Origin of the sequence: Streptomyces sp. NPDC058872 (genome assembly GCF_042743065.1) — a bacterium.
In the GTDB taxonomy this organism is placed as follows: domain Bacteria; phylum Actinomycetota; class Actinomycetes; order Streptomycetales; family Streptomycetaceae; genus Streptomyces.
In genome coordinates this window covers 79487-103078 of the sequence record NZ_JBHYMK010000011.1, presented here as the reverse complement: position 1 = coordinate 103078, position 23592 = coordinate 79487, and the positions used below count along the sequence as shown (strand labels likewise).

The window sequence follows — 23592 nt, the reverse complement described above, 5'->3', positions numbered from 1 at the left end:
GGTCAGCATGTTCGTGGCATGGAGAGACCTGAGATTCGCCAAGGGGCGTTTCACCCTCATGGGCACGGTGATCGTGCTGATCACCCTGCTCGTGGGATTGCTGTCCGGGCTGACCGCCGGACTCGCGCGAGAGAACGTCTCCGCGATCACCGGCCTGCCCGCCGACCGGCTGGCCTTCGCGGCGCCGCCGTCCGGGCAGTCGGCCTCCTTCACCAATTCGACGGTGACGGAGGACCAGTGGCGCGGGTGGGCGGAGCGGCCCGGGGTGACGGAGGCCGAGCCGCTCGGGATCCGTACCGTCAACGCCGTCGCCGGGGACCGCACCGCCGCGGTCTCCGCCTTCGGATCGGAGCCGGACGCCGGGCTCGCCCCCGGGACCGTCGGCGCGGGGAAGGCGGTCCTGTCCGAGTCGGCCGCGGAGGAGCTGGGGGTCACCACCGGCAGCGCCGTCCGTCTCGGTCCGCTGGAGGTCACCGTCACCGCGGTCTCCGGCGACGCCTCGTACAGCCACACCCCCGTGGTGTGGACCTCGCTCGACGACTGGCAGGAGCTCGGTCGCAGCGGCACCGCCTCCCAGGGGGAGGCCACCGTCATCGCGCTGAGCGGCCAGGACGTCGACTGGGCGGCCGGTGACGAAGCGCTCGGCACCGAGGCCAGGACCTCCGACGACGCCCTCACCGCCATAGGGTCCTACCAGGCCGAGAACGGCTCGCTCCAGCTCATGCGCGGCTTCCTCTTCGCGATCTCCGCGCTCGTCATAGGAGCCTTCTTCACCGTCTGGACCATCCAGCGCAGTGGTGACGTCGCCGTCCTGAAGGCGCTGGGCGCCTCCACCCCGTACCTCCTCAAGGACGCCCTGGGGCAAGCCGTCCTCATGCTCGGCGCCGGCACCCTGCTCGGCACCGTACTGGCGGTCGGCATCGGTGCCCTGGTCAGCGGTGGGAACGTGCCCTTCGTCCTCGAACCGCTCACCGTCCTCGGCCCCGCCGCCGTGATCATCGTCCTCGGTGTCCTGGGCGCCGCACTGTCCATCCGACGGATCACCGCCGTCGACCCCCTCACCGCCCTCGGGAGCGCCCGATGAGCCTCGTCCTCGACGCCGTCACCCTCACCTACCCCGACGGCGACGGCCGGCTCACCGCCCTCGACGCCGTCTCCCTCACCGTCCCCGCCGGTACGCTCACGGCCGTCGTCGGCCCGTCCGGCTCCGGAAAGTCCAGCCTCCTGGCGGTGGCCGCCACCCTGGTGACCCCGGACGAGGGGCGGGTGGTCGTCGCCGGTACGGACACCGGGCCCCTCACCCCTGCGGCCAAGGCGGAGCTGCGGCGCGAACACATCGGGATCGTCTTCCAGCAGCCCAATCTGCTGCCTTCGCTGAGCGCGGTGGAACAGCTCCAGGTGATGGCCCACCTGTCCGGCCGCTCGCCCAAGGCCGCGCGCGACCGGGCGGAAGGGCTCCTCGCCGCGGTGGGCCTCGAGGACCAGGCCCACCGACGGCCGCACCAACTGTCGGGCGGCCAGCGCCAGCGCGTGAACATCGCGAGGGCGCTGATGAACGAACCGTCCGTGCTCCTGGTCGACGAGCCGACGAGCGCGCTCGACCACGAGCGGGGGGCTGCCGTCATGGAGCTGCTCGCCACGCTGACGGTCGAGCGGGGGACGGCGACGGTCCTCGTCACCCACGACCGCACGCACACGGCCCGTACGGACCACACGGTGACGGTCCAGGACGGCCGACTGACGGAGGCGGTGCGAACCTGAGTCGTGCGCGCGGGACGGCCGGCGTCCCGGCAGGCCCGGTGTCCCGGCAGGCCCGTGCCCCTCGGGGTGGTCCACCGGCGGTCGGCACGTCCCCGTGCGGGGGCGTGCCGTCGTCGGTTCGCCGGACCGCATCGACCGGCGGCGCCCCAACGGTCCGGGCCCGGCCGTCCGGCGCGAGTGCTCCACACGCCGGTCCGGGGGCGGGTCGCAGCCGGACCGCGTCGCTCCCCGTCAGCGGGCGGCCCCTCCCCGCGCGCTCGTTCGCCGGGGGAGGGGAAAGGGCTCAGCCCTGGCCGTTGCCGGAGGTGTTCGCGAGGGCCGCCGACAGCTCGCGGGCGACCTCCTGGAGGATCGGGACGATCTTCTCGGTGGCCGCCTCGGTGACCCGGCCCGCAGGGCCCGAGATGGAGATGGCCGCCGCGGTGGGGGAGTCCGGTACGGACACCGCGAGGCAGCGGACCCCTATCTCCTGCTCGTTGTCGTCGACCGCGTACCCCGTCTCGCGGACCGCGACGAGCGCGTCGAGGAAGCCCTCCGGGGTGGTGATGGTCTTCTCGGTGGCGGCCGGCATGCCGGTGCGGGCGAGCAGCGCCCTGACCTCTTCCGCAGGGGTGTGCGCGAGCAGCGCCTTGCCGACGCCGGTGGAGTGCGGCAGGACCCGCCGGCCCACCTCGGTGAACATGCGCATCGAGTGCTTGGACGGCACCTGTGCCACGTACACGATCTCGTCGCCGTCGAGCAGCGCCATGTTCGCGGTCTCGCCGGTCTCCTCGACGAGGCGCGCCAGATAGGGGCGGGCCCAGGTGCCGAGGAGGCGGGAGGCGGACTCGCCGAGCCGGATGAGGCGGGGGCCGAGCGCGTACCGGCGGTTGGGCTGCTGGCGCACGTAGCCGCAGGCGACGAGGGTGCGCATGAGGCGGTGGATGGTGGGGAGCGGGAGTCCGCTGCTGGCGGAGAGTTCGCTCAGGCCGACCTCCCCGCCCGCGTCGGCCATCCGCTCCAGGAGGTCGAAGGCGCGCTCGAGGGACTGGACGCCCCCGCTCGCGGCGGCGGGCTTGGCGGCGTCGGTGGTGCTGGCGCTGGACGTCGGCACGTCAACGGTCCTTTCGAGGCGGGCGGGCAAGGCAGCAGCCTACCGGGCCGTTCGCCGGGACACGTGGTCCCGGTGTCCGCGTCAGCGCCGGTCAGGGGGTGTTTGTCCGGTGTCAGCGGCAGCCCGGAGCGGCCCGGGGCTACCCCGCATGTGCAGAGCTACGTTCTACTGTACGGAATTTTCATTCCACTTTGTGGAAACCTCTAAGTCGGGCGCATCGGACGTCGATGCGGGAAGTGTGCCCTTGACGACCCGTCGTCCGGAAGTGAAGACTCCTTTTCAACAGTTCGTTGAATTTCCCGCTGAAGTGCTTGAAGAAGGGGTACGGGTGGACGTCAACCTGGTCCTGCGCTCGACGCGCGTCATCACCCCCGAGGGGACGCGCCCGGCGTCGATCGCCGTCTCCGGAGGGACGATCGCCGCCGTGCTGCCGTACGACGCGGAGGTACCGGCCGGCGCCCGGCTGGAAGACGTCGGCGACGACGTCGTCCTGCCCGGACTCGTCGACACCCACGTACACGTCAACGACCCCGGCCGCACCGAGTGGGAGGGCTTCTGGACCGCCACCCGGGCCGCCGCGGCCGGCGGCATCACCACCCTGCTCGACATGCCGCTCAACTCGCTGCCCCCGACCACCACCGTGGAGAACCTGCGCGTCAAGCAGGAGGTCGCCCGGCGCAAGGCCCACGTCGACGTCGGCTTCTGGGGCGGCGCCCTGCCCGACAACGTCAAGGACCTGCGCCCCCTCCACGACGCGGGCGTCTACGGCTTCAAGTGCTTCCTCTCGCCCTCCGGGGTCGACGAGTTCCCCTCGCTCGACCAGGAACAGCTGGCCACCTCGCTCGCCGAGATCTCCGGCTTCGGCGGCCTGATGATCGTGCACGCCGAAGACCCGCACCACCTCGCTGCCGCGCCCCAGCGGACGGGCGGGGCGTACGCGGACTTCCTCGCCTCCCGCCCCCGGGACGCCGAGAACACGGCCATCGAGAACCTGATCAACCAGGCCCGCAGGCTCAACGCCCGCGTCCACGTCCTGCACCTCTCCTCCTCGGACGCGCTGCCGGTCCTCGCCGCCGCCAAGGCCGAGGGCCTGAAGGTCACCGTCGAGTCCTGCCCGCACTTCCTCACGCTCACCGCCGAGGAGGTCCCGGACGGCGCCACCGAGTTCAAGTGCTGCCCGCCCATTCGAGAGGCGACCAACCAGGACGCCCTGTGGCAGGGGCTCGCGGACGGCACCATCGACTGCATCGTCTCCGACCACTCGCCGTCCACCGCCGACCTGAAGACCCCGGACTTCGCTTCCGCCTGGGGCGGCATCTCCTCCCTCCAGCTCGGCCTGCCCGTCATCTGGACCGAGGCCCGGCGCCGCGGCCACGGCCTGGAGGACGTCGTCCGCTGGATGTCCGAAGGGCCGGCCCGGCTCGCCGGGCTGAACCGCAAGGGCGCCATCGCGCCCGGGCGCGACGCCGACTTCGCCGTCCTGGACCCGGACGCCGCCTTCACCGTCGACCCGGCCGAGCTCCAGCACCGCAACCGCATCACCGCCTACGCGGGCAAGACCCTCAGCGGTGTCGTCACCTCCACCTGGCTGCGCGGAGAGCGCATCGCCGATCGTGGCGTCCTCACCGAGCCCTCCGGCCGCCTCCTCGAAAGGAACAACTGACCCGTGAGCACCGGCATACCCTCCTTCACCGGCGACGCCAGCCCTTACGGCGGCGGCGACCCGTACGCCGACTACCGCACGGCAGACTTCCCCTTCACCCAGTACGCCGACCTCGCGGACCGGCGCCTCGGCGCCGGTGTGATCGCCGCCAACGACGAGTTCTTCGCCGAGCGCGAGAACCTGCTCAAGCCCGAGGCCGCCGAGTTCGACCCCGAGCACTTCGGCCACAAGGGCAAGATCATGGACGGCTGGGAGACCCGCCGCCGCCGCGGCGCCTCGGCCCGGGAGCCGCACCCCACCGAGGCCGACCACGACTGGGCCCTCGTCCGACTGGGCGCACCCGGCGTCGTCCGGGGCATCGTCATCGACACCGCCCACTTCCGCGGCAACTACCCGCAGGCCGTCTCCGTCGAGGCCGCCTCCGTGGCCGGCTCGCCCTCGCCCGAGGAACTCCTCGCCGACGACGTGAAGTGGACGACGTTGGTCCCCCGCACCGCCATCGGCGGGCACGCCGCCAACGGCTTCGCCGTCGACGTGGAGCAGCGCTTCACGCACCTGCGCGTCAACCAGCACCCCGACGGCGGCATCGCCCGGCTCCGCGTCCACGGAGAGGTCGCCCCCGATCCGCAGTGGCTGGGCGTGCTCGGCACCTTCGACCTCGCGGCCCTGGAGAACGGCGGCCGGGTCGAGGACGCCTCGGACCGCTTCTACTCCCCGGCCACCAACACCATCCAGCCCGGCCGCTCCCGCAAGATGGACGACGGCTGGGAGACCCGCCGCCGCCGGGACAAGGGCAACGACTGGATCCGCTACGCCCTGGCGGCCGAGTCCGAGATCCGCGCCGTCGAGATCGACACCGCCTACCTCAAGGGCAACAGCGCGGGCTGGGCAGCCCTCTCGATCGCGGCCGAAGGCTCGGACGAGTGGACCGAGGTCCTGCCCCGGACCCGCCTCCAGCCCGACACCAACCACCGGTTCGTCCTCGACGCCCCGGCGGTCGGTGCCCGCGTGCGGATCGACATCTACCCGGACGGCGGCATTTCCCGCCTCCGCCTCTTCGGCTCCCTCACGGAGGCCGGTGCGGCGCGGCTGACCGCCCGCCACCAGGAACTCGGCGGCTGACGGACCCGTCCGGACCCGGCGGGCACGACACCCCGCCCGGCCCGCGGGGGCGCACCGGCCCGACAGCACCGGTGCGCCCCCGCGCAACCCCCGCGGACCCGTGCCGCGTGCCCGCCTTCCTCCTCGGCCGTCGCACGTACGACGTCTTCGCGGGCTGCTGGCCCCGGCAGACCGACCCCGAGAACGCCATCGCCACCAAGCTCAACGGCCTCGCCGAGTACGTCGTCACCACCACCCCCGCCTCGGCCGGCTGGAGCGGCACCACCCTGCTCCGCGGTGATGCCGTCGAGGAGGTCACCGCGCTCAAGGAGCGCACCGACGGAGAGATCCAGGTGCACGGCAGCGCCGGCCTCGCTCGCACCCTCCTGGACCACGACCTCATCGACACCCTCCACCTGGCCGCCTTTCCCGTGGTCCTCGGCACGGGGCGCCGGCTCTTCACCGACGGGGTCCGTCCCACCGCCTTCCGCCACGTCGACGCGCGCGTCACCGGAGCGGGCGTCGCCCTCCACGCCCATGCGCTGGCGGGCCGTCCCGCGTACGGCAGCCACTGAAGCGGTCGCGCCCGTGGCGACTTCCGGGGCCTTCCGCGCCGGCCACGGGCCCGCGCCCACGGCCCGGGGGAAAGGTGTAGCCACCACGGGCCTCCCGGGGTACCGTGATGCCTCCGAGTGCGAGCCGTCGAAGCCTCCACCCCACCAGCAGAGTTGGAGAAGCGGTCCGCGATGTCCTCGATCGCCGCACCGGTGTCCCTCGGCGCACCGCGCCGGGCATGGCTCACCGATCTGCCCGTGTTGCTCGTCGCCGTCGTCTGGGGTTCCAGCTATCTCGCGGCCAAGGGCATCACCACCGGCCACACCGTGATCGCGGTCCTCGTGCTGCGGTTCGCCGTGGTGCTGCCCGTCCTCGTCGCCGTGGGGTGGAGCCGGCTCCGGACCCTGAGCGCGTCCCAGTGGAGGGGGGCCGCCGTCCTCGGGCTGATCCTCAGCGGGATCTTCCTCTTGGAGACGTACGGCGTCGTCCACACCTCGGCCACCAACGCGGGCCTGATCATCAGCCTCACCATGATCTTCACCCCGCTCGCCGAGGCCGCCCTCACCCGGGTCCGCCCGGCCCGGGGGTTTCTCGCCGCTGCTGCGCTCTCGGTCACGGGCGTGGTCCTGCTGACCCAGGGCGCCGGGTTCACCGCGCCCTCCACCGGTGACCTGCTCATGCTGCTCGCCGCCGTCGCGCGCACCGTCCACGTCCTTGCCATGTCCCGGATCAAGGCGGTCCGATCGGCCGACTCGCTCTCCCTCACCACCGTGCAACTCGGCTCCGCCGTGGCCGTGTTCGCCGTCATCGCCGCTTTTCCCGGTGCCGGTGCTTCGCCCTGGGCCACGGCCCTCGACTTCGGCCCCCGAGCCTGGGCGGGCCTCCTCTTCCTCGCCGTCTTCTGCACGCTCTTCGCCTTCTTCGTGCAGATGTGGGCCGTCCGACGCACCTCAGCCTCCCGGGTCAGCCTCCTCCTCGGGACGGAGCCGCTCTGGGCCGCCGCCGCCGGCATCGCCGTCGCCGGAGACCGCCCCGGAGCACTCGGTCTCGCCGGTGCACTCCTCGTTCTCGCGGGAACCAGTTGGGGGCGCCGCGCCGCGGACGAGGGCTCCGGGTGAGTTCCGCGGGCGTGCGTTCCCCGCGCGATGCCTGCACGAACCAGCCCACGGGCAGCTCGACCCACCTCGGCATCCGGTGCCGTCCGCCCCCGCAGAGACCTCCGCGGCGCCCCGACGGACGGCCTCTTCCGGGTCCCGGGCGAGCCGCCCACAGACCGCTGCGACGTCCAGCGCACCGTCCAGCTCCACGAGCGCGTCGTGCACCCCGGTCTGCAGCCAGTCAGCCTGCTGGTCGTCGGCCCCGGCAACCGCGAGGGCGACGAGCCTCACCGCAGTCACCGTCCCCACCCGGACCACCGCCCGTCGGCTCGCGCACCACACCGGCGGCCCCGACCAGCGGCCATGAGATCCCGAAGCCCCGAGGAAACCCTTCACGATCCGATCGTGATCGAGGAGGCGATCGAGCCGCGCCCCCGTCCGTCCACCGCAGCCGATACCGAAGTGTCGACCTGCGCGACTCCGGTAGCCCGACCGCCCCGCACACCCGGTGGACCACCCCCGACCTGCGTACATTGCGGATATGACACGTACGGACCCGCAGCGCCTGCTGCTCCCTTCCCACCTGGTCGAATCGGGCGGGGACGGGAAGGGGCGGACCCGCCGCACCGTGCGCGACTGGATCGTCGACGCCACCCTGTTCCTGCTCGCGGCCCTCGTCGGCCTCGTCGACGTCGACAACGGCGCCGCGTACAACAGCGACCCCGCGATCCTCTTCGACCTGCTGGCCGGTGGCGCGGCCTGCTGCGCCCTGTGGCTGCGCCGCCGTTGGCCGGTCGGGCTCTCCGTCGCCCTCTCCCTGCTCAGCGTCGTCGTCCCGGCCGCGGGCGGCGCCGTCCTCGTGAGCCTGTTCAGCGTCGCCGTACGCCGTCCCTTCCGAGAGGTCGCCTGGCTCGGGGCGCTGGCCGCCGCCGCCTCCACCGTGCAGGCCTTCGTCCGACCCGATCCCACGGTGAACACCGGGCTGCTGATCGGTTTCGGGTTCGTCCTCATCCTGCTCGTCACCGCCTGGGGCATGCTCGTCCGCTCCCGGCGCCAGCTCGTCGAGGCGCTCCGGGAACGGGCCCGTCGGGCCGAGTCCGAAGCGGAGCTGCGCGCCGCCCAGGCCCAGCGGCTCGCCCGCGAGGCCATCGCCCGCGAGATGCACGACGTCCTCGCCCACCGGCTCACCCTGCTCAGCGTGCACGCCGGAGCGCTGGAGTTTCGTCCCGATGCCCCGCCCGAGCAGATCGCCCGTGCCGCCGGAGTCATCCGTGACAGCGCCCATGACGCCCTCCAGGACCTCCGCGAGATCATCGGAGTCCTCCGCGCACCCGGCGAGGACGGCGAGGGCGACCGCCCCCGACCCACCCTGGCCACCCTCGATGCGCTGGTCGCCGAGTCACGCGCAGTCGGTGCGGACGTGGTCCTCGACACCGCGGTCGACGACCCCGCCGCGGTTCCCGCGGCGACCGGCCGCACCGTCTACCGCATCGCACAGGAGGCCCTCACCAACGCCCGCAAGCACGCCCCCGGTGCCACGGTCACCCTCACCGTCCGGGGCCGCCCGGGCGACGGCCTCACCGTCGAGGTCCGGAATCCGGCCCCGACCGGGCCGATCCCGCACGTCCCCGGTTCCGGACAGGGACTCATCGGCCTCACCGAGCGGGCCGCCCTCGCCGGCGGTCGGCTGGACCACGGCCCGACAGACGACGGCGGGTTCGCCGTGCGGGCCTGGCTACCGTGGCCCGCATGACCATCAGGCCGCCCATCGTCGACGACGGTCCCCTGGTCCGTTCTGAGCGTTCCCACGGTCAAGGCCCACGTCTCCCGCGTCCTCGCCGGACTCGACCTCGACAACCGCGTTCAGATCGCGCTCCTCGTCCACGACGCCGGCCTCCTCGACGAGAACCGGCACGACCACGGCGACGAGCCTCCCCGCGGTGACCAATCGGATAACCTTCGGAGATGTCCGTCATCGAACTGGGGGAGTACGGCGCGGACTTCATCGCGAACCCGTACCCCGTCTACGCGAAGCTCCGTGAGTCAGGCCCCGTCCACGAGGTGCGGATGCCCGACGGTTTCCGATTCTGGCTCGTCGTGGGCCACGACGAGGGGCGTGCCGCGCTCGCCGACCCCCGACTCGCCAAGTCCCCGTCCGTCATCGGCGTCCGGCCGTCGGAGGAGGACATCATCGGTGTCCACCTCCTCTCGGCGGACGCCCCCGACCACACCCGGCTGCGCCGCCTGGTCACGGCCGAGTTCACCGGACGCCGGGCAGAGGGCCTGCGCCCCCGGATCGAGCGGCTCACCCACGAGCTCGCCGACGCCATGGAACCGGCCGGGCGCGCCGACCTCGTCGACGCCTACGCCTTCCCGCTGCCCGTCACCGTCATCTGTGAACTCCTCGGAGTCCCGACCGAAGACCGGGAGACCTTCCGCGGCTGGTCGAACGAGCTGGTCAGCCCCACCGACGAACAGAGCATGACCGACGCCATGGTCGGCCTGGCCGGTTACCTCGACGCACTCATCGAGGACAAGCGGTGCGCAGGTCCCGCCGAGGACCTGCTCTCCGGCCTGATCGCCACCCGGGCCGAGGACGGCGACCGGCTCTCCGCCACCGAACTCCGTGCCATGGCCTACCTGTTGCTGCTCGCCGGTCACGAGACCACGGTCAACCTGATCTCCAACACCGTCCGCAACCTGCTCATCCACCCCGAACAGCTCGCCGCCCTGCGCGCCGATCCGGAGCTCCTCGACGGCGCCATCGAGGAGTCCCTGCGCTACGAGGGACCGGTCGAGACCAGCACGGTCCGCTTCACCCGGGAGGCCGTCACCGTCGGCGACACCGTGATCCCGGCGGGACAGAACGTCCTGGTGGGGATCGGCGCGCTCGCCCGGGACCCGGGCCGCTTCCCCGAACCCGACCGCTTCGACATCCGCCGTGACACCCGCGGCCACCTGGCCTTCGGGCACGGCATCCACTACTGCCTGGGCGCCCCGCTCGCCCGCCTGGAGGGCCGGATCGCCCTGCGCACGCTCCTGGAACGCTTCCCCCGCCTCGAACTGGATCCCGGGGGCGCGCCCTGGGAGTGGCTGCCGGGCCTGCTCATGCGGGGCGTCCGTCACCTCCCGGTCCGTTGGTGAGTGCCCGGCACCGCGGTGGTCAGGACTCCAGCCGCACCGGACGCCGCTCCCGGCGCGAACGCTCGCAGGCCTCGGCGATCCTGAGCGCCGCCAGGGCCTCCCGGCCGTCACAGGGATTGGGGGCCTCGCCGCGCACCAGACGCACGAAGGCGTCCAGCTCCGCCTCGTAGGCGGGGGCGAAGCGCTCCAGGAAGCCGGGCCAGGGCTTGCCGGGGGCGGGCGGTCCCTGCGGTTCCACGGAGGAGAGCGGGCTGCGGTCGTCCAGGCCCACCACGATCTGGTCCCGTTCGCCCGCCAGTTCCATGCGGACGTCGTACCCGGCGCCGTTGCAGCGGGTCGCGGTCGCCGTCACCAGGGTCCCGTCGTCCAGGGTGAGCACGGCGGCCGCGGTGTCCACGTCGTCCGCCTCGCGGAACACGGCGGGGCCCGCGTCCGAGCCCGTCGCGTACACCTCGACCACCTCCCGCCCGGTCACCCAACGGACGACGTCGAAGTCGTGCACCAGGCAGTCCCGGAAGAGCCCCCCGGAGAGCGGCAGGTAGGCGGCCGGCGGCGGCTCGGGGTCGGACGTGACCGCCCGCACGGTGTGCAGCCGGCCCAGCCGCCCCGACCGCACCGCCGCGCGCGCCGCCCGGTAGCCGGCGTCGAAGCGGCGCATGAAGCCCAGCTGCAGTGCGGTGCCCGCCGCGGCCACCGCGTCGAGCGCGGCCAGCGTCCCGGGCACGTCCAGGGCGATCGGCTTCTCGCAGAAGGCCGGCAGGCCCGCCCGGGCGACACGGGCGATCAGCTCCGCGTGCGCGGCCGTCGCGGAGGCGATCACCACGGCGTCCAGGGCCTGCCCGAGCAGTGCGTCCACGTCCGGTGCGGCCTCCGCCCCGAGCGCCCCCGCGACCGCCGCCGCCCGGGCGGCGTCCGCGTCCGCCACGACCAACGCCTCCACCTCCGCGTGGCGGGCCAGCACACCCGCGTGGAAGCTCCCGATCCGTCCCGTACCGATGAGTCCGATGCGCATGGCCCCACCGTGGAGCGGACCGCCCCGGGTGTCAAGGATTTGTCAGGACAACCGGACGTCATGACTTCCCGCCGTGAACGACCCCGGTTACGCTCCCCCCGTGTCCAAGCAGTCCGGCTCTCCCCTGCCCCCGCTCTCCGTGGACCGCACCAGTCCGGTCCCGCTCTACTTCCAGCTCGCCCAGCAGTTGGAGGGCGCCGTGGAGAACGGGAGCCTGGCTCCGGGCAGCCTCCTCGGCAACGAGATCGACCTCGCCAACCGCCTGGGACTCTCCCGCCCCACCGTCCGCCAGGCCATCCAGACCCTGGTCGACAAGGGCCTCCTGGTGCGCCGCCGGGGCGTCGGCACCCAGGTCGTGCACAGCAGGGTCCGTCGCCCGATGGAGCTCAGCAGCCTCTACGACGACCTCGCCGCGGCCGGGCAGCGCCCCGCGACCCGGGTCCTGGCCAACCGCCTCGAACCCGCCACCGCACCCGTTGCCGCCGCCCTCGGCGTGCCCGAGGGCACCGAGGTCCGCTACCTCGAACGACTCCGCACGGCAGGCGGCGAGCCCCTGGCCCACCTGCACAACCACCTGCCCGCGGGCCTCGTCGTCCTCGACACCGAAACCCTGGAGGGCACCGGCCTCTACCGCATGCTCCGCTCCGCGGCAGTCACCCTGCACAGCGCCCGCCAGATCGTCGGAGCCCGTGCCGCGACCGCGGCGGAGGCCGCACTGCTCGACGAACCGGAGGGCGCTCCGCTGCTCACGATGGAGCGGATCACCTTCGACGACACCGGGCGGGCCGTCGAGTACGGCTCCCACCTCTATCGAGCGGCTCGCTACTCCTTCGAGTTCCAGCTGATGGTCCGCCCGTAGCCCGGGCACGCCGCCGGTGCGGTCGCCGCGACGACCGCACCGCTCAGCTCGGGGAACGGGCGGCCGGAGCCCCCTGGCGAGCGCCTCGACCTGCATGACCGATACTGCAATGCACGCAGAAGGACATAAAGGAGGGCACGAGCTCGTGACCAGGCTCAGGACAGGAGGGGTGCGCGCCGCGATCGGGGCAGTGCTCGCGCTCGCGCTCACCACGGCGCTCGCCGGGTGCAGCAGCACCGGCGGGAAGCGGGCGGAGGACGCCCGCAAGGCCGCCGCCGCACAGGGCAGGGCGGCCGTCGACACCCCCCGGTGGACCTTTGCCATGGTCACCCACTCGGGCGATGGCGACACCTTCTGGGACATCGTCCAGAACGGCGCCGAGCAGGCCGCGGTCAAGGACAACATCAACTTCCTCTACGCCCACAGCGACGAGGCGCAACAGCAGGCGCAGCTGATCGACTCGTACGTCGCCAAGGGCGTCGACGGGCTCATCGTGACCCTCGCGAAGCCCGACGCCATGAAGGCCGCCGTCGAGAAGGCGGTCGAGGCCGGCATCCCGGTGATCACCGTGAACTCCGGCGCCGAACAGTCCCGGGCCTACGGCGCGCTCACCCACATCGGGCAGGACGAGACCGTCGCCGGCGAGGCGGTCGGCGAGGAGCTCGACCGGCGCGGAAGGAAGAAGGCCCTCTGCGTCCTGCACGAGCAGGGCAACGTCGGCCACGAGCAGCGCTGCGCCGGAACGAAGAAGACCTTCGACGGCGAACTGGTCAACCTGTACGTCGACGGCACCAACATGCCCGACGTCAAGGCCTCGATCGAAGCCAAGCTCCAGTCCGACGAGGACATCGACGCCGTCGTCACCCTCGGCGCCCCCTTCGCCGACACCGCGGTCCAAGCCGCGAAGAGCGCGGGGAGCCGGGCCGAGATCGACACCTTCGACCTCAACGCCAAGGTCGCGACCGGCCTGGAGGACGGCAGCCTGGGCTTCGCCGTCGACCAGCAGCCCTACCTCCAGGGCTACGAGGCCGTCGACCTGCTCTGGCTGTACCGCTACAACGCCGACGTCCTCGGCGGCGGCAAGCCGGTCCTGACCGGTCCGCAGATCATCACCAAGGACCAGGCCGGCGCGCTGAAGCAGTACGCGGATCGGGGCACCCGATGAGTTCCACCACCCCGACGTCGGACGACCTCGACCACGTGGACGAACGACTGCTCCGCACCACCCCGCTGAAGAAGCTCCTCGGCCGCCCCGAGCTGGGGTCGGTCGTCGGCGCGCTCGCGGTCTTCGCCTTCTTCGCGGTGGTCGCCGACGGCTTCCTGAAGCCGTCCAGCCTCGGCACCGTCCTCTACGCGGCCTCCACCCTCGGCATCATGGCCGTGCCCGTCGCCCTGCTGATGATCGGCGGCGAGTTCGACCTCTCCGCAGGCGTCCTGGTCACCAGTTCGGCGCTGGTCTCGTCGATGTTCAGCTATCAGATGACGGCCAACGTCTGGGTCGGCATCGGCGTCTCGCTGCTCGTCACCCTCGCGATCGGTGCCTTCAACGGCGTCATGCTGACGCGGACCAAACTGCCCAGCTTCATCATCACGCTCGCCACCTTCCTGATGCTGACCGGTCTGAACCTCGGCGTCACCAAACTGGTCACCGGCACCGTCTCCACCAAGAGCATCGCCGACATGGAGGGCTTCCCCTCCGCCCACAAGGTCTTCGCCTCGGAGTGGACGATCGGCGGCGTCGAGTGGAAGGTCACCGTCCTGTGGTGGATCGTCCTCGTCGCGCTCGCCACCTGGATCCTGCTCCGCACCCGCTTCGGCAACTGGATCTTCGCCGTCGGCGGCGGTGCGGAGGCGGCCCGCGCGGTCGGCGTCCCCGTCCGGCGCACGAAGATCGGCCTCTACACGGGCGTGGCCTTCTGCGCCTGGATCTCCGGCCAGCACCTGCTCTTCTCCTTCGACGTCGTCCAGTCCGGCGAAGGCGTCGGAAACGAGCTGATCTACATCATCGCGGCCGTCATCGGAGGCTGCCTGATCACCGGCGGATACGGGTCCGCCGTCGGCTCCGCGGTCGGCGCCCTCATCTTCGGAATGACCAGCAAGGGCATCGTGTACGCCGAGTGGAACCCGGACTGGTTCAAGTTCTTCCTGGGCGCGATGCTGCTGCTCGCCACCCTGCTGAACGCCTGGATCCGCAAGCGCGTGGAGGCCACCAAATGACGACCGGAGCCGCCCCCCTCATCGAGCTGACCGACGTCAGCAAGCACTACGGCAACATCCGCGCCCTCGAAGGGGTCTCCCTGGAAGTCCGCGCGGGCGAGATCTCCTGCGTCCTCGGTGACAACGGCGCCGGCAAGTCCACCCTCATCAAGATCGTCGCAGGTCTCCACCGGCACGATGCCGGCACCTTCCGCATCGAGGGCGAGGAGGTCACCCTCGCCCGTCCGCGCGACGCCCTCGACCGCGGCATCGCCACCGTCTACCAGGACCTGGCCGTCGTCCCCCTCATGCCGGTCTGGCGGAACTTCTTCCTCGGCTCCGAGCCCACCAAGGGCTCCGGCCCCTTCAAACGGCTCGACGTCGACCTGATGCGGACCACCACCCGGGAGGCCCTGCTCCGCATGGGCATCGACCTCCGCGACGTCGACCAGCCGATCGGCACCCTCTCCGGCGGCGAGCGCCAGTGCGTGGCGATCGCCCGCGCCGTCCACTTCGGCGCCAAGGTCCTCGTCCTCGACGAGCCGACCGCCGCACTCGGCGTCAAACAGTCCGGCGTCGTCCTCAAGTACGTCGCCGCCGCCCGTGACCAGGGCCTCGGCGTGGTCCTCATCACCCACAACCCGCACCACGCCTATCTCGTCGGCGACCGGTTCGTCCTCCTCAAGCGGGGCGTCATGGCGGCGAGCCACACCAAGGACTCCGTCTCCCTGGACGAGTTGACCCGGCAGATGGCCGGTGGCAGCGAGCTGGAGGACCTGCGCCACGAACTGGAGCGCCCCTCCGCGACGTGACGGCCGCTTGACGCCCCGCCTGGCAGAATCGGAGCCGATGAGTACCTACCGTGACCTCGCGCACCGGGGCTCCGCCCGCGGCACCGTGCTGCGGACCGTCGGCACCCGGGAACGGCGCTCCCACCTGACGGCGCCGCGGGTGCCGACCGTCGGCATCGACATCGGCGGCACGAAGGTGATGGCCGGGGTCGTCGACGCCGACGGGAACATCCTGGAGAAGGTCCGCACCGAGACCCCCGACAAGTCGAAGAGTCCGAAGGTCGTCGAGGACACCATCGTCGAACTCGTCCTGGACCTCTCCGACCGGCACGACGTGCACGCCGTCGGCATCGGCGCGGCCGGCTGGGTGGACGCCGACCGGGCCCGGGTGCTCTTCGCCCCGCACCTCGCCTGGCGCAACGAGCCCCTCCGGGACGCGCTCCAGGGGCGCCTCGCCGTTCCCGTCATGGTCGACAACGACGCCAACACCGCGGCCTGGGCCGAGTGGCGCTTCGGCGCCGGACGCGGCGAGGACCACCTCGTCATGATCACCCTCGGCACCGGCATCGGGGGCGCCATCCTGGAGGACGGCCGGGTCAAGCGGGGCAAGTACGGAGTCGCCGGCGAGTTCGGCCACATGCAGGTCGTCCCCGGCGGACACCGGTGCCCCTGCGGCAACCGGGGGTGCTGGGAGCAGTACAGCTCCGGCAACGCGCTGGTCCGGGAGGCCCGCGAACTGGCCGCCGCCGACTCCCCGGTCGCGTACGAGATCATCGAGCGCGTGAAGGGCAACGTCTCCGACATCACCGGCCCCCTCATCACCGAGCTCGCCCGCGAGGGCGACGCCATGTGCGTCGAACTGCTCCAGGACATCGGCCAGTGGCTCGGCGTCGGCATCGCCAACCTCGCCGCCGCCCTCGACCCCTCCTGCTTCGTCATCGGCGGAGGCGTCTCCGCCGCCGACGACCTCCTCATCGGCCCCGCCAGGGAGGCCTTCCGCCGCCACCTCACCGGCCGCGGCTACCGCCCGGAGGCCCGCATCACCCGCGCCCAGCTCGGCCCCGAGGCCGGCATGGTCGGCGCCGCCGACCTCGCCCGCCTCGTCGCCCGCCGCTTCCGCCGCGCCAACCGGCGCCGGGTCGAGCGGTACGAACGGTACGAGCGCTACGCCCAGGCCCTGCGCAACGGGACCTCCGGCCGGGCCGTCCGTCCCCCCGAGGAACCGCCTTCATGAGCCTGACCCACCGCCCCGCCCCGCCCCGCACCCCCCAGGACAAGCTGCCCGAGGACCGTCGGCACATGATCCGCCGCCGCTGGCTGACGGCCGTGATCATCGTGCTCCTCGTCGGCATCCCGGCCGGCTACCTGGTCATCTCGGCGGGCCAGAGCCGCGACAGCGGTCGCGACAAGGAGCGCGAGTCCTCGGCGGCCGGCCTCCAGGACAACTGGCCCTCCCTGATGAAGCGCCGGGTCTTCGAGGTCCCCGTTCCCTCCGGGGCCTGGGGCGTCGCCTACTACGAGACCAGCAACTGGAAGACGAGCCGGCTGTACGTGCAGTTCACCACGACGGCCGGAGGGCTCGACGCCTTCCTCGCGGACTCGGGCACCTCCCGTGCCGCACTCGTCCCCGGCAGCGTCACCGTCGGCGACCGGGACGCCGGCATCGTCGGCTGGACCTTCGCCGACGGCATGACCTGGGCGGGCACCACCGTCACCCGCGAGGAACCCCGCCCGGCCACCGACCTCACCGTCGACCTCACCGATCCGGCCTTCCCCCGCGTCTATGCGGTCTCGACCACCAGCCCCTGAGCCGGGGTGCCCGACCGGAGGCCGCGCCCCTCCCGGACGACCCGCCCGGCTCGCGCGGGCGCGCCGATTCGCGTCCAATGGCGGGACGGACCGGGTGGGGTCGGGAGGCGGAATGTCGTGGGCGAGCCGGGTGCGGAACATCCGGACCGGAGCCGAGGACCGCTTCCCGGTCCTCGCGGAACTGACCGGCAGGCTCGTGAGCGGAAACCTCCTGGACGCCGGGACGCGCCTCGCTGCCCAGGCCTTCCTGGCCGCCGTGCCGCTCCTCTTCGCCGTGGCGGCCTTCGCCCCGCTCGCCGTGCGCGAGCAGATGCGCGACTCCCTCCGCGCGATGTTCGGGCTCACCGGCCTCTCCGACCGGGAACTGCAGCAGGTCCTGGACCAGACCGCTTCCGAAGGGTTGCGGGAGACCACCGGGACCGTCGGCGCGGTCGTGGCCCTGGTGTCGGCCACCAGCTTCAGCCGTGCGATGGCCCGCGTGTGCGAGCGGGCCTGGGACCTGCCCAGGGCCGGCACCAGGGTCGCGGCCTGGCGCTGGGCGGTGTGGCTGCTCGCCCTGGTCGTCGTGGTCCTCTTCCAGGCACCCCTCCGCGGCGGGTTCGGCATCGGCGGTTGGCTCGGACTGCCGGCGTACTTCCTCGTCAGCACGGGGGTCTGGCTGTGGACCCAGCACCTGTTCCTCGCCAACCGCGTCCCCTGGCTGCCGCTCCTGCCCGGAGCGCTCCTGGCCGGCGCGGCCACGACCGCCCTCGGCCTCACCGCACGGCTCTACATGCCGGGCGCGCTCAACCGGGCCCTGAACGAGTACGGCTCCCTCGGCCTGGTCCTGACCCTGCTGTCCTGGCTGATCGTCCTCTGCGCCGCGCTCACCTTCGCCATCACCATCGGTGCCGTACTGGCCCAGGAACCCCCGCTCAACCGGTATCTCGCACCCCCGTCCCCCACGGAGGACCCGAATGTGGAAGCGTGGGGCGGGTGAGCGAGATCAAAGCTGAAACCCTGCAGCACCGCGTCGACGGCCGGGAGGACGCCCCGGTCCTCGTCCTGGGACCGTCCTTGGGCACCACCTTCCACATGTGGGACCGACAGATACCGGAACTCACCCGGGACTGGCGGGTCGTCCGGTTCGACCTGCCGGGGCACGGTGGTGCACCCGCGATGCCCTTCACCTCCGTCGCCGAGCTCGGTGACCGGCTCCTCGTCACCCTCGACGCGCTCGGCGTCCAGCGCTTCGCCTACGCGGGCTGTTCCCTCGGCGGGGCCGTCGGCCTCGATCTGGCCCTCCGGGCACCCCATCGGGTCAGTTCCCTCGCCCTGGTCGCCACCTCGCCCCGGTTCGGCACCGCAGACGAGTTCCGCCAGCGGGGCGTGATGGTCCGCACCCACGGCATGGAGCCGATGGCCCGCACCGCTCCCGAACGCTGGTTCACCCCCTTCTTCGCCGGTGCCCAGCCCGCCATCGTCGACTGGGCCGTGCAGATGGTCCGGACGACCGACCCCACCTGCTACGTCGCCGCCTGTGAGGCCCTCGCCGTCTTCGACGTCCGCGAGGCCCTCGGCAACATCGGCGTTCCCGCGCTCGTCGTCGTCGGTTCCGAGGACCAGGTCACCGGCCCCGCCGAGGCCCGCACCCTGGTCGCCGGCATCCCCGACGCCCGACTCGCCGTCGTTCCCGGCGCCTCGCACCTCACCCCCGTCGAGCAGCCCGCCGCCGTCACCGACCTGCTCGGCGGGCACTTCAGCGGCGCTCCCAAGGAAACCAGCGGTTCCCTCACCGTGCCGCCGCAGCCCGTGCCCGTCGCCCCGGCCGCCCCCGCCGCCCCCGCCGACGAGCCCGTCGAGGCCGGCCGCCCCGACCCGTACCAGAAGGGGCTCGGACTGCGCCGCGAGGTCCTCGGCGACACCCGTGTGGACCGGGCCCTCGCCGCCGACCCCGACGGGGCCTTCCAAGAACTCGTCACCCGCTATGCCTGGGGCGAGGTCTGGAGCCGCGAGGGCCTCGACCGGCGCACCCGCAGCGTCGTGACGCTCACCGCCCTCATCGCCGGAGGCCACCGCGAGGCACTCGCCGACCACACCCGTGCCGCCCTCCGCAACGGGCTGTCGCCCGCGGAACTCCGCGAGGTCGTCCTCCACACGGGCGTGTACTGCGGCCTGCCCGCAGCGGAGACGGCGCTGGGAGTGGTCACCCGGGTCATCGCGGAGGAGACGACGCCGCCGGCGTAGCCTGGCCCCGTGAAGCTGACCAAGAAGTCCCACGCCTGCGTGCGGCTGGAGAAGGACGGCCGCACGCTCGTCCTCGACCCCGGCATGTTCACCGAGGAGGACGCCGTCCTCGGCGCCGACGCACTCCTCGTCACCCACGAGCATCCCGACCACTTCGACGAGGGGCGGCTGCGCAGCGCCCTGGAGGCCGATCCGGCGGTCGAGCTCTGGACCCTGCGCAGCGTCGCCGACCGGCTCTCGGCCGCCTTCCCGGGGCGGGTGCACACCGTCGGACACGGCGACGCCTTCACCGCGGCCGGATTCGAGGTCCAGGTCCACGGCGAGCTGCACGCGGTGATCCACCCGGACATCCCGCGCATCACCAACGTGGGCTACCTCGTCGACGGCGCCGTCTTCCACCCCGGCGACGCGCTCACCGTGCCCGATCACCCCGTCGACACGCTGTTGCTCCCCGTCATGGCGCCGTGGAACAAGATCTCCGAGGTCATCGACTACGTGCGCGAGGTCGCACCGCGGCGGGCGTACGACATCCACGACGCGCTGCTCACCGACCTCGCCCGGCCCATTTACGACCGCCAGATCGGCGAGCTCGGCGGCACCGCCCACGCCCGGCTGGCCCCGGGCGCGTCCACCCTGCTCTGAGGGTCCCTCCGCGGTGGAAGGCGGAGGGGCGCACGGAGTCGCGGGGCGGACCCGGAGCACCGCCCCGAGCACCGCCTCCGCCCCCGGGCGCCGCCACCGGGGTCGCCCTCCGCCTGCCGTCGGCGAGTGCCGCGGAGGTCGACCGTCACACCCCGCCAGTAGGCTTGCGGGCATGCGCATCGCCACCTGGAACGTCAATTCGATCACGGCCCGGCTGCCCCGGCTCCTGGCCTGGCTGGAGAGCAGCGGCACGGACGTGCTGTGCATCCAGGAGACCAAGTGCTCCGCCGAGCAGTTCCCCACCGAAGAACTGCGCGCCCTGGGCTACGAGTCGGCGGTCAACGCCACCGGCCGGTGGAACGGCGTGGCCCTCCTCTCCCGCGTCGGCTTCGACGACGTGGTCGTCGGCCTCCCCGGCGGCCCGCAGTACGACGGGGCGGAGGAGCCCCGGGCGATCTCCGCGACCTGCGGCCCGGTCCGCGTCTGGTCGGTGTACGTACCGAACGGCCGCGAGGTGACCCACGAGCACTACGCCTACAAGCTCCGGTGGCTGGAGGCCCTCAAGCACGCCGTTGCGGACGACGCGGCGGCGGACCGGCCGTTCGCCGTCCTCGGCGACTACAACATCGCCCCGACCGACGAGGACGTCTGGGACGTCTCCGTGTTCGAGGGCGCCACGCACGTGACGGAGCCGGAGCGCGCCGCCCTGGCGGCCCTGCGCGGGACCGGTCTGACCGACGTGGTTCCGCGCCCCCTGAAGTACGACCACCCCTTCACGTACTGGGACTACCGCCAGCTCTGCTTCCCGAAGAACAAGGGCATCCGCATCGACCTGGTCTACGGCAACAAGCCCTTCGTCGAAGCGGTCACCGACGGCTACGTCGATCGCGAGGAGCGCAAGGGCAAGGGGGCCTCGGACCACGCCCCGGTGGTGGTGGACCTCGACGTCTGATCCGACGCCAGGGGCGGGGGGATCACCGCGTGCCGTCTGGTCGGCCGGGAGGCGACGGTGCGACGCTGTTCGGATGAACATTCCCTTTCTGGGCGGCTGGCCCAAGCGGCACGAGCCCGAATCCACCGACGGACACTTGGCGGCAGCCTTCGACCGGGACCCGGAGGGCGTGGCCGAACTGCTCTCCGAGTGCACGCTGCTGCGCACCCGCGCGGGAGAGGTCGGGGTGGACTTGGACGACACCCCGACCTCCCTCCAGGAGCTCGATCAGCTGCCGCCCCGGTGGCGGAACGAGCCGGAGGAACTGCCCTGGTTCGGGAACGACGCCGGGCTGTACCTCGGCACCGTGATCGTCCGGAACGTACCGGGCGCCCGTTGGCAGGTGCATCCCGGCGGCGGCCCCGTGGTGTGGCTGGCCTCCGGCCGGGAGATCCAGGTGGTCGAAGCCGGACTCGACTGGGCGATGACGGGCGCACCACAGCTCGCCCAGGTGTACGCAGAGGCCTCCGAGCACTGACCGCGACCCCGCTCCACGCCGTACTCGTGCAGTAAATACTGTTTATCCGGGTCTTATGCGTGTCGAGTGTGAAGTCCCTTTCTCCCGTGGGAAGTTTGCGCTGTCGCGACACCACCGAGAAAGGGGGCGGGGCAGCGCATGGCCGTCGTCGATCCGCTGCTCGAACTGCGTGGCGCCCAGGGGCGCCACGGCCTGCCGTGCCTCCTCCGGTCCCGTGCCCCCGCTGTCGGGGGCGGGGAGACGGTCGTCCTCCGCGGCCTCGATCCGGGCCGCGCGGGCCACCGCACTCCCACGTCGACCGCCCGCCCGCTGCGAGGGGCCGTCCTGCGCCGTCGAACGCGGGGCGCGGGCCTCGGTCCCGGCGCTTCTCCCGGTGCACCACCGGGGCGGCCCGTGGAAGACGTCACGGCCCGAAGGTCGGGGCCGTAGGAGTCGCACCGGCCGACCGGGGACGCTGCTGCCGGGACAGCAGCAAGGGGCGTCGTGCCCCGGGAGCCGCACCCGCCCGGCCGCAGCCGGTGATCACTTCGCCCGTAGCGGGACCGACACGTACGACGGGTCGACCGTGGGGGAGGAGAAGGTCAGCTGCGCGCCGGTCGGGTTGTGCTCGATGTAGAGGGGGTCGACGGTGTCGATGACCAGGGCGAGCCGGTGTCCGGCGGGGACGTCGTAGGCGGTGGAGAAGAGTTCCAGGTCGACGCCGAACGACTGGCCCGGGGCCCGGTCGTGGAAGGTGTACGGGGCGTTGCTGACGAGCTTTCCGAGGCCGAGCGGGCCCACGTCGTAGAGGTAGGCGACGAAGGTGCCGCTCCCCTTGGTGGAGCTGACCGTGGTGTGCAGCTTCACCGTGCCGCGCACCCGCTGTGGTGCGTCGTACCGCTCCGATTGCCAGACGCCGGCGAAGGCGCGGGGGAGGAGCGGTACGGACGTGACGGGCGGGGTGTGGAAGAACTGGTCCAGCAGGTTGGAGAGCAGGACGACGCCGCCGTTGGCGCCGGAGTCGATGTTGGCCCAGATCCGCTGTGTGCCGCCGAGCGCGATCTTCCTGCGGTTGGCCTCGACGGACTTCCAGTCCGGGTAGCCCTCGTAGGCGGCGTCGGAACGGGGCTTGATCCGAACGGGCTGCTCCCGGTCGACGCCGTTGTCCACGCCCTTGAGGTGGTGGTCGAACCAACGGCGGGCGCTGGTCCAGGTGTCATTGGGGAGGCCGAGGAGGCCGGTGGCCTCGGCGGTGGCGTGGTCGCCCGGTCGGAACTCCAGTCGTTTGGGGCCGGTGAGCTTCTCGTAGAAGTCCGCGTACTGGTTGGGCGGGAAGACGGTGTCGCCCCAGGCGTTGCCGAGCATGATCGCGGTGCCGTTGGCGTTGAGGCGGTCGATCTGTTCGGAGGCGGAGCGCTTGCGGCCCCAGGCGATCATGTCCTCCTCCTTGGCCAGGTTGGAGGAGAGGAAGTCGCGGAGGATCTCCTTGAGTTCGGGTCCGGGACGGCCGGTGAGGTAGCCGGAGCCACCGAGCAGGGCGGCTGCCTGGAGGTGCTGGGTGCGACCGCTGTAGATCGACTGGATGAGGTCCGCCCAGCCGCTGAGTGCCGTGACGGCCTTGATCCGGGGGTCGTTGGCGGCGGCGAGCAGGCTGATTCCCGCACCGTACGAGACCCCCGCCATTCCCACCTGGGCCGGGTCGGACGGGGTGTGGGCGAGGGCCCAGTCGATCACCTTGGAGGCGTCGGCGATGTCCTTCGGTCCGGCCGTCTCTATCTCGCCGCCGGACTGCCAGAAGCCGCGCGAGTTGTAACTCACCACGACGTAACCGGAGTCGGCGAGCTGCTGCGCCTGGGCGAGGTATTCGACCTGGGGCACGGCCCAGCTGGTGGGCAGCACGATCAGGGGATGGCGAACCGTGCCGTCGGCTCCGGCGGGGGCGACGACGTTCGCCTTGAGGACGGTTCCGCCGTCACCGGTGATGTCGACGAAGCGGATGTTGCCCATGGCGGTTCCGGTCTCGGCGGCCTGGGAGGCGGGTGCGAGTCCGAGTGCCGCCCCGGCCGCGAGGGCGGTGGAGACGGCGAGGACCAGGGGTGTGCGCACGGGTCACTCCTCACTGGAGGGCACTGTGGGGGCAGTGATGGGGGGGCAGTGAAAGTGACCCGACGGTAACCGGACTGACTTACCCCTGG

The 23592-nt window shown here is 72.3% G+C and carries 22 protein-coding genes and 1 pseudogene; 20 read left to right on the top strand and 3 right to left on the bottom strand.

All coding sequences use genetic code 11. From position 1 onward, the window contains the following. Window positions 1–7: 7 nt before the first annotated feature. Together ACFW22_RS09585 and ACFW22_RS09580 are read left to right on the top strand one after the other, a co-directional pair. The gene (locus ACFW22_RS09585) at window positions 8–1084 is read left to right on the top strand and encodes an ABC transporter permease (protein ID WP_386401025.1); all 1077 of its coding nucleotides are present in this window, start codon (window positions 8–10) and stop codon (window positions 1082–1084) included. After that, window positions 1081–1761 (top strand): ABC transporter ATP-binding protein, encoded by a 681-nt coding sequence (locus ACFW22_RS09580; RefSeq protein WP_386401023.1) that lies wholly within the window; start codon window positions 1081–1083, stop codon window positions 1759–1761. The genes ACFW22_RS09585 and ACFW22_RS09580 overlap by 4 nt, the downstream gene beginning before the upstream one ends. 283 nt (window positions 1762–2044) lie before the next feature. Here the strand turns inward: ACFW22_RS09580 and ACFW22_RS09575 are convergent, their stop codons facing one another. After that, a complete protein-coding gene (locus ACFW22_RS09575) occupies window positions 2045–2854 on the bottom strand; it encodes an IclR family transcriptional regulator (RefSeq protein ID WP_384875888.1) in 810 nt (269 codons plus the stop codon). Between the two features lie 328 nt (window positions 2855–3182). Between ACFW22_RS09575 and allB the strand changes: the two genes are divergently transcribed. The 7 genes and pseudogenes from allB to ACFW22_RS09540 all read left to right on the top strand — a co-directional run bounded on the left by allB (window position 3183) and on the right by ACFW22_RS09540 (window position 10414). Next, window positions 3183–4517: an allantoinase AllB gene (allB, locus tag ACFW22_RS09570; protein ID WP_386401021.1), complete on the top strand. Its 1335-nt coding sequence runs from the start codon at window positions 3183–3185 to the stop codon at window positions 4515–4517. A 3-nt stretch (window positions 4518–4520) separates the two neighbouring features. Then, on the top strand, window positions 4521–5639 hold the full coding sequence (gene alc, locus ACFW22_RS09565) for an allantoicase (protein ID WP_386401019.1): 1119 nt from the start codon (window positions 4521–4523) through the stop codon (window positions 5637–5639). A gap of 107 nt (window positions 5640–5746) precedes the next feature. Next, window positions 5747–6193, top strand: coding sequence for a dihydrofolate reductase family protein (locus ACFW22_RS09560; RefSeq protein WP_386401017.1), 447 nt, complete (start codon window positions 5747–5749; stop codon window positions 6191–6193). A gap of 171 nt (window positions 6194–6364) precedes the next feature. Then, window positions 6365–7291, top strand: coding sequence for a DMT family transporter (locus ACFW22_RS09555; RefSeq protein ID WP_386401138.1), 927 nt, complete (start codon window positions 6365–6367; stop codon window positions 7289–7291). Window positions 7292–7811: 520 nt separating this feature from the next. After that, entirely contained in the window at window positions 7812–9023 is a 1212-nt protein-coding gene (locus ACFW22_RS09550) for a sensor histidine kinase (RefSeq protein WP_386401015.1), read from the top strand. A gap of 42 nt (window positions 9024–9065) precedes the next feature. Then, window positions 9066–9194: pseudogene (locus ACFW22_RS09545) on the top strand (DNA-binding response regulator); the annotation flags it as partial. A 41-nt stretch (window positions 9195–9235) separates the two neighbouring features. Continuing rightward, a complete protein-coding gene (locus ACFW22_RS09540) occupies window positions 9236–10414 on the top strand; it encodes a cytochrome P450 (RefSeq protein WP_386401013.1) in 1179 nt (392 codons plus the stop codon). A 19-nt stretch (window positions 10415–10433) separates the two neighbouring features. Here the strand turns inward: ACFW22_RS09540 and ACFW22_RS09535 are convergent, their stop codons facing one another. After that, window positions 10434–11426, bottom strand: a complete 993-nt coding sequence (locus ACFW22_RS09535; RefSeq protein WP_386401011.1) for a Gfo/Idh/MocA family oxidoreductase — start codon at window positions 11424–11426, stop codon at window positions 10434–10436. Between the two features lie 139 nt (window positions 11427–11565). Between ACFW22_RS09535 and ACFW22_RS09530 the strand changes: the two genes are divergently transcribed. From ACFW22_RS09530 to ACFW22_RS09480, 11 genes are all read left to right on the top strand, one after another. Continuing rightward, window positions 11566–12285, top strand: a complete 720-nt coding sequence (locus ACFW22_RS09530; RefSeq protein WP_386401136.1) for a GntR family transcriptional regulator — start codon at window positions 11566–11568, stop codon at window positions 12283–12285. 145 nt (window positions 12286–12430) lie between these two features. Beyond that, entirely contained in the window at window positions 12431–13450 is a 1020-nt protein-coding gene (locus ACFW22_RS09525) for a sugar ABC transporter substrate-binding protein (RefSeq protein ID WP_386401009.1), read from the top strand. Further along, window positions 13447–14502, top strand: coding sequence for an ABC transporter permease (locus tag ACFW22_RS09520; protein WP_386401007.1), 1056 nt, complete (start codon window positions 13447–13449; stop codon window positions 14500–14502). The genes ACFW22_RS09525 and ACFW22_RS09520 overlap by 4 nt, the downstream gene beginning before the upstream one ends. Then, window positions 14499–15293, top strand: a complete 795-nt coding sequence (locus tag ACFW22_RS09515) for an ATP-binding cassette domain-containing protein (RefSeq protein WP_386401005.1) — start codon at window positions 14499–14501, stop codon at window positions 15291–15293. The genes ACFW22_RS09520 and ACFW22_RS09515 overlap by 4 nt, the downstream gene beginning before the upstream one ends. Window positions 15294–15330: 37 nt before the next feature. Next, a complete protein-coding gene (locus tag ACFW22_RS09510; RefSeq protein ID WP_386401003.1) occupies window positions 15331–16506 on the top strand; it encodes an ROK family glucokinase in 1176 nt (391 codons plus the stop codon). Then, the gene (locus ACFW22_RS09505; RefSeq protein ID WP_386401001.1) at window positions 16503–17081 is read left to right on the top strand and encodes a hypothetical protein; all 579 of its coding nucleotides are present in this window, start codon (window positions 16503–16505) and stop codon (window positions 17079–17081) included. The genes ACFW22_RS09510 and ACFW22_RS09505 overlap by 4 nt, the downstream gene beginning before the upstream one ends. 112 nt (window positions 17082–17193) lie before the next feature. Continuing rightward, window positions 17194–18060, top strand: coding sequence for a YhjD/YihY/BrkB family envelope integrity protein (locus tag ACFW22_RS09500; RefSeq protein ID WP_386400999.1), 867 nt, complete (start codon window positions 17194–17196; stop codon window positions 18058–18060). Next, window positions 18048–19307 (top strand): alpha/beta fold hydrolase, encoded by a 1260-nt coding sequence (locus tag ACFW22_RS09495; RefSeq protein WP_386400997.1) that lies wholly within the window; start codon window positions 18048–18050, stop codon window positions 19305–19307. Before ACFW22_RS09500 ends, ACFW22_RS09495 begins: the two co-directional genes overlap by 13 nt. Before the next feature lie 9 nt (window positions 19308–19316). Next, on the top strand, window positions 19317–19949 hold the full coding sequence (locus ACFW22_RS09490) for an MBL fold metallo-hydrolase (RefSeq protein ID WP_386400995.1): 633 nt from the start codon (window positions 19317–19319) through the stop codon (window positions 19947–19949). A 172-nt stretch (window positions 19950–20121) separates the two neighbouring features. Further along, window positions 20122–20901: an exodeoxyribonuclease III gene (locus ACFW22_RS09485; protein ID WP_386400993.1), complete on the top strand. Its 780-nt coding sequence runs from the start codon at window positions 20122–20124 to the stop codon at window positions 20899–20901. A gap of 73 nt (window positions 20902–20974) precedes the next feature. Further along, a complete protein-coding gene (locus ACFW22_RS09480) occupies window positions 20975–21418 on the top strand; it encodes a DUF6278 family protein (protein ID WP_386400991.1) in 444 nt (147 codons plus the stop codon). Window positions 21419–21940: 522 nt separating this feature from the next. Here the strand turns inward: ACFW22_RS09480 and ACFW22_RS09475 are convergent. Then, entirely contained in the window at window positions 21941–23503 is a 1563-nt protein-coding gene (locus tag ACFW22_RS09475) for a CocE/NonD family hydrolase (RefSeq protein WP_386400989.1), read from the bottom strand. Window positions 23504–23592: the final 89 nt, after the last annotated feature.

Coding starts and splice junctions, on each gene's coding strand:
- ACFW22_RS09535 (WP_386401011.1), bottom strand. CDS start 11,426: ATGCGCATCGGACTCATCGGTACGGGACGGATCGGGAGCTTCCACGCG.
- ACFW22_RS09555 (WP_386401138.1), top strand. CDS start 6,365: ATGTCCTCGATCGCCGCACCGGTGTCCCTCGGCGCACCGCGCCGGGCA.
- ACFW22_RS09515 (WP_386401005.1), top strand. CDS start 14,499: ATGACGACCGGAGCCGCCCCCCTCATCGAGCTGACCGACGTCAGCAAG.
- ACFW22_RS09500 (WP_386400999.1), top strand. CDS start 17,194: ATGTCGTGGGCGAGCCGGGTGCGGAACATCCGGACCGGAGCCGAGGAC.
- ACFW22_RS09510 (WP_386401003.1), top strand. CDS start 15,331: ATGAGTACCTACCGTGACCTCGCGCACCGGGGCTCCGCCCGCGGCACC.
- ACFW22_RS09580 (WP_386401023.1), top strand. CDS start 1,081: ATGAGCCTCGTCCTCGACGCCGTCACCCTCACCTACCCCGACGGCGAC.
- ACFW22_RS09540 (WP_386401013.1), top strand. CDS start 9,236: ATGTCCGTCATCGAACTGGGGGAGTACGGCGCGGACTTCATCGCGAAC.
- ACFW22_RS09550 (WP_386401015.1), top strand. CDS start 7,812: ATGACACGTACGGACCCGCAGCGCCTGCTGCTCCCTTCCCACCTGGTC.
- ACFW22_RS09520 (WP_386401007.1), top strand. CDS start 13,447: ATGAGTTCCACCACCCCGACGTCGGACGACCTCGACCACGTGGACGAA.
- ACFW22_RS09485 (WP_386400993.1), top strand. CDS start 20,122: ATGCGCATCGCCACCTGGAACGTCAATTCGATCACGGCCCGGCTGCCC.
- ACFW22_RS09480 (WP_386400991.1), top strand. CDS start 20,975: ATGAACATTCCCTTTCTGGGCGGCTGGCCCAAGCGGCACGAGCCCGAA.
- ACFW22_RS09585 (WP_386401025.1), top strand. CDS start 8: ATGTTCGTGGCATGGAGAGACCTGAGATTCGCCAAGGGGCGTTTCACC.
- ACFW22_RS09505 (WP_386401001.1), top strand. CDS start 16,503: ATGAGCCTGACCCACCGCCCCGCCCCGCCCCGCACCCCCCAGGACAAG.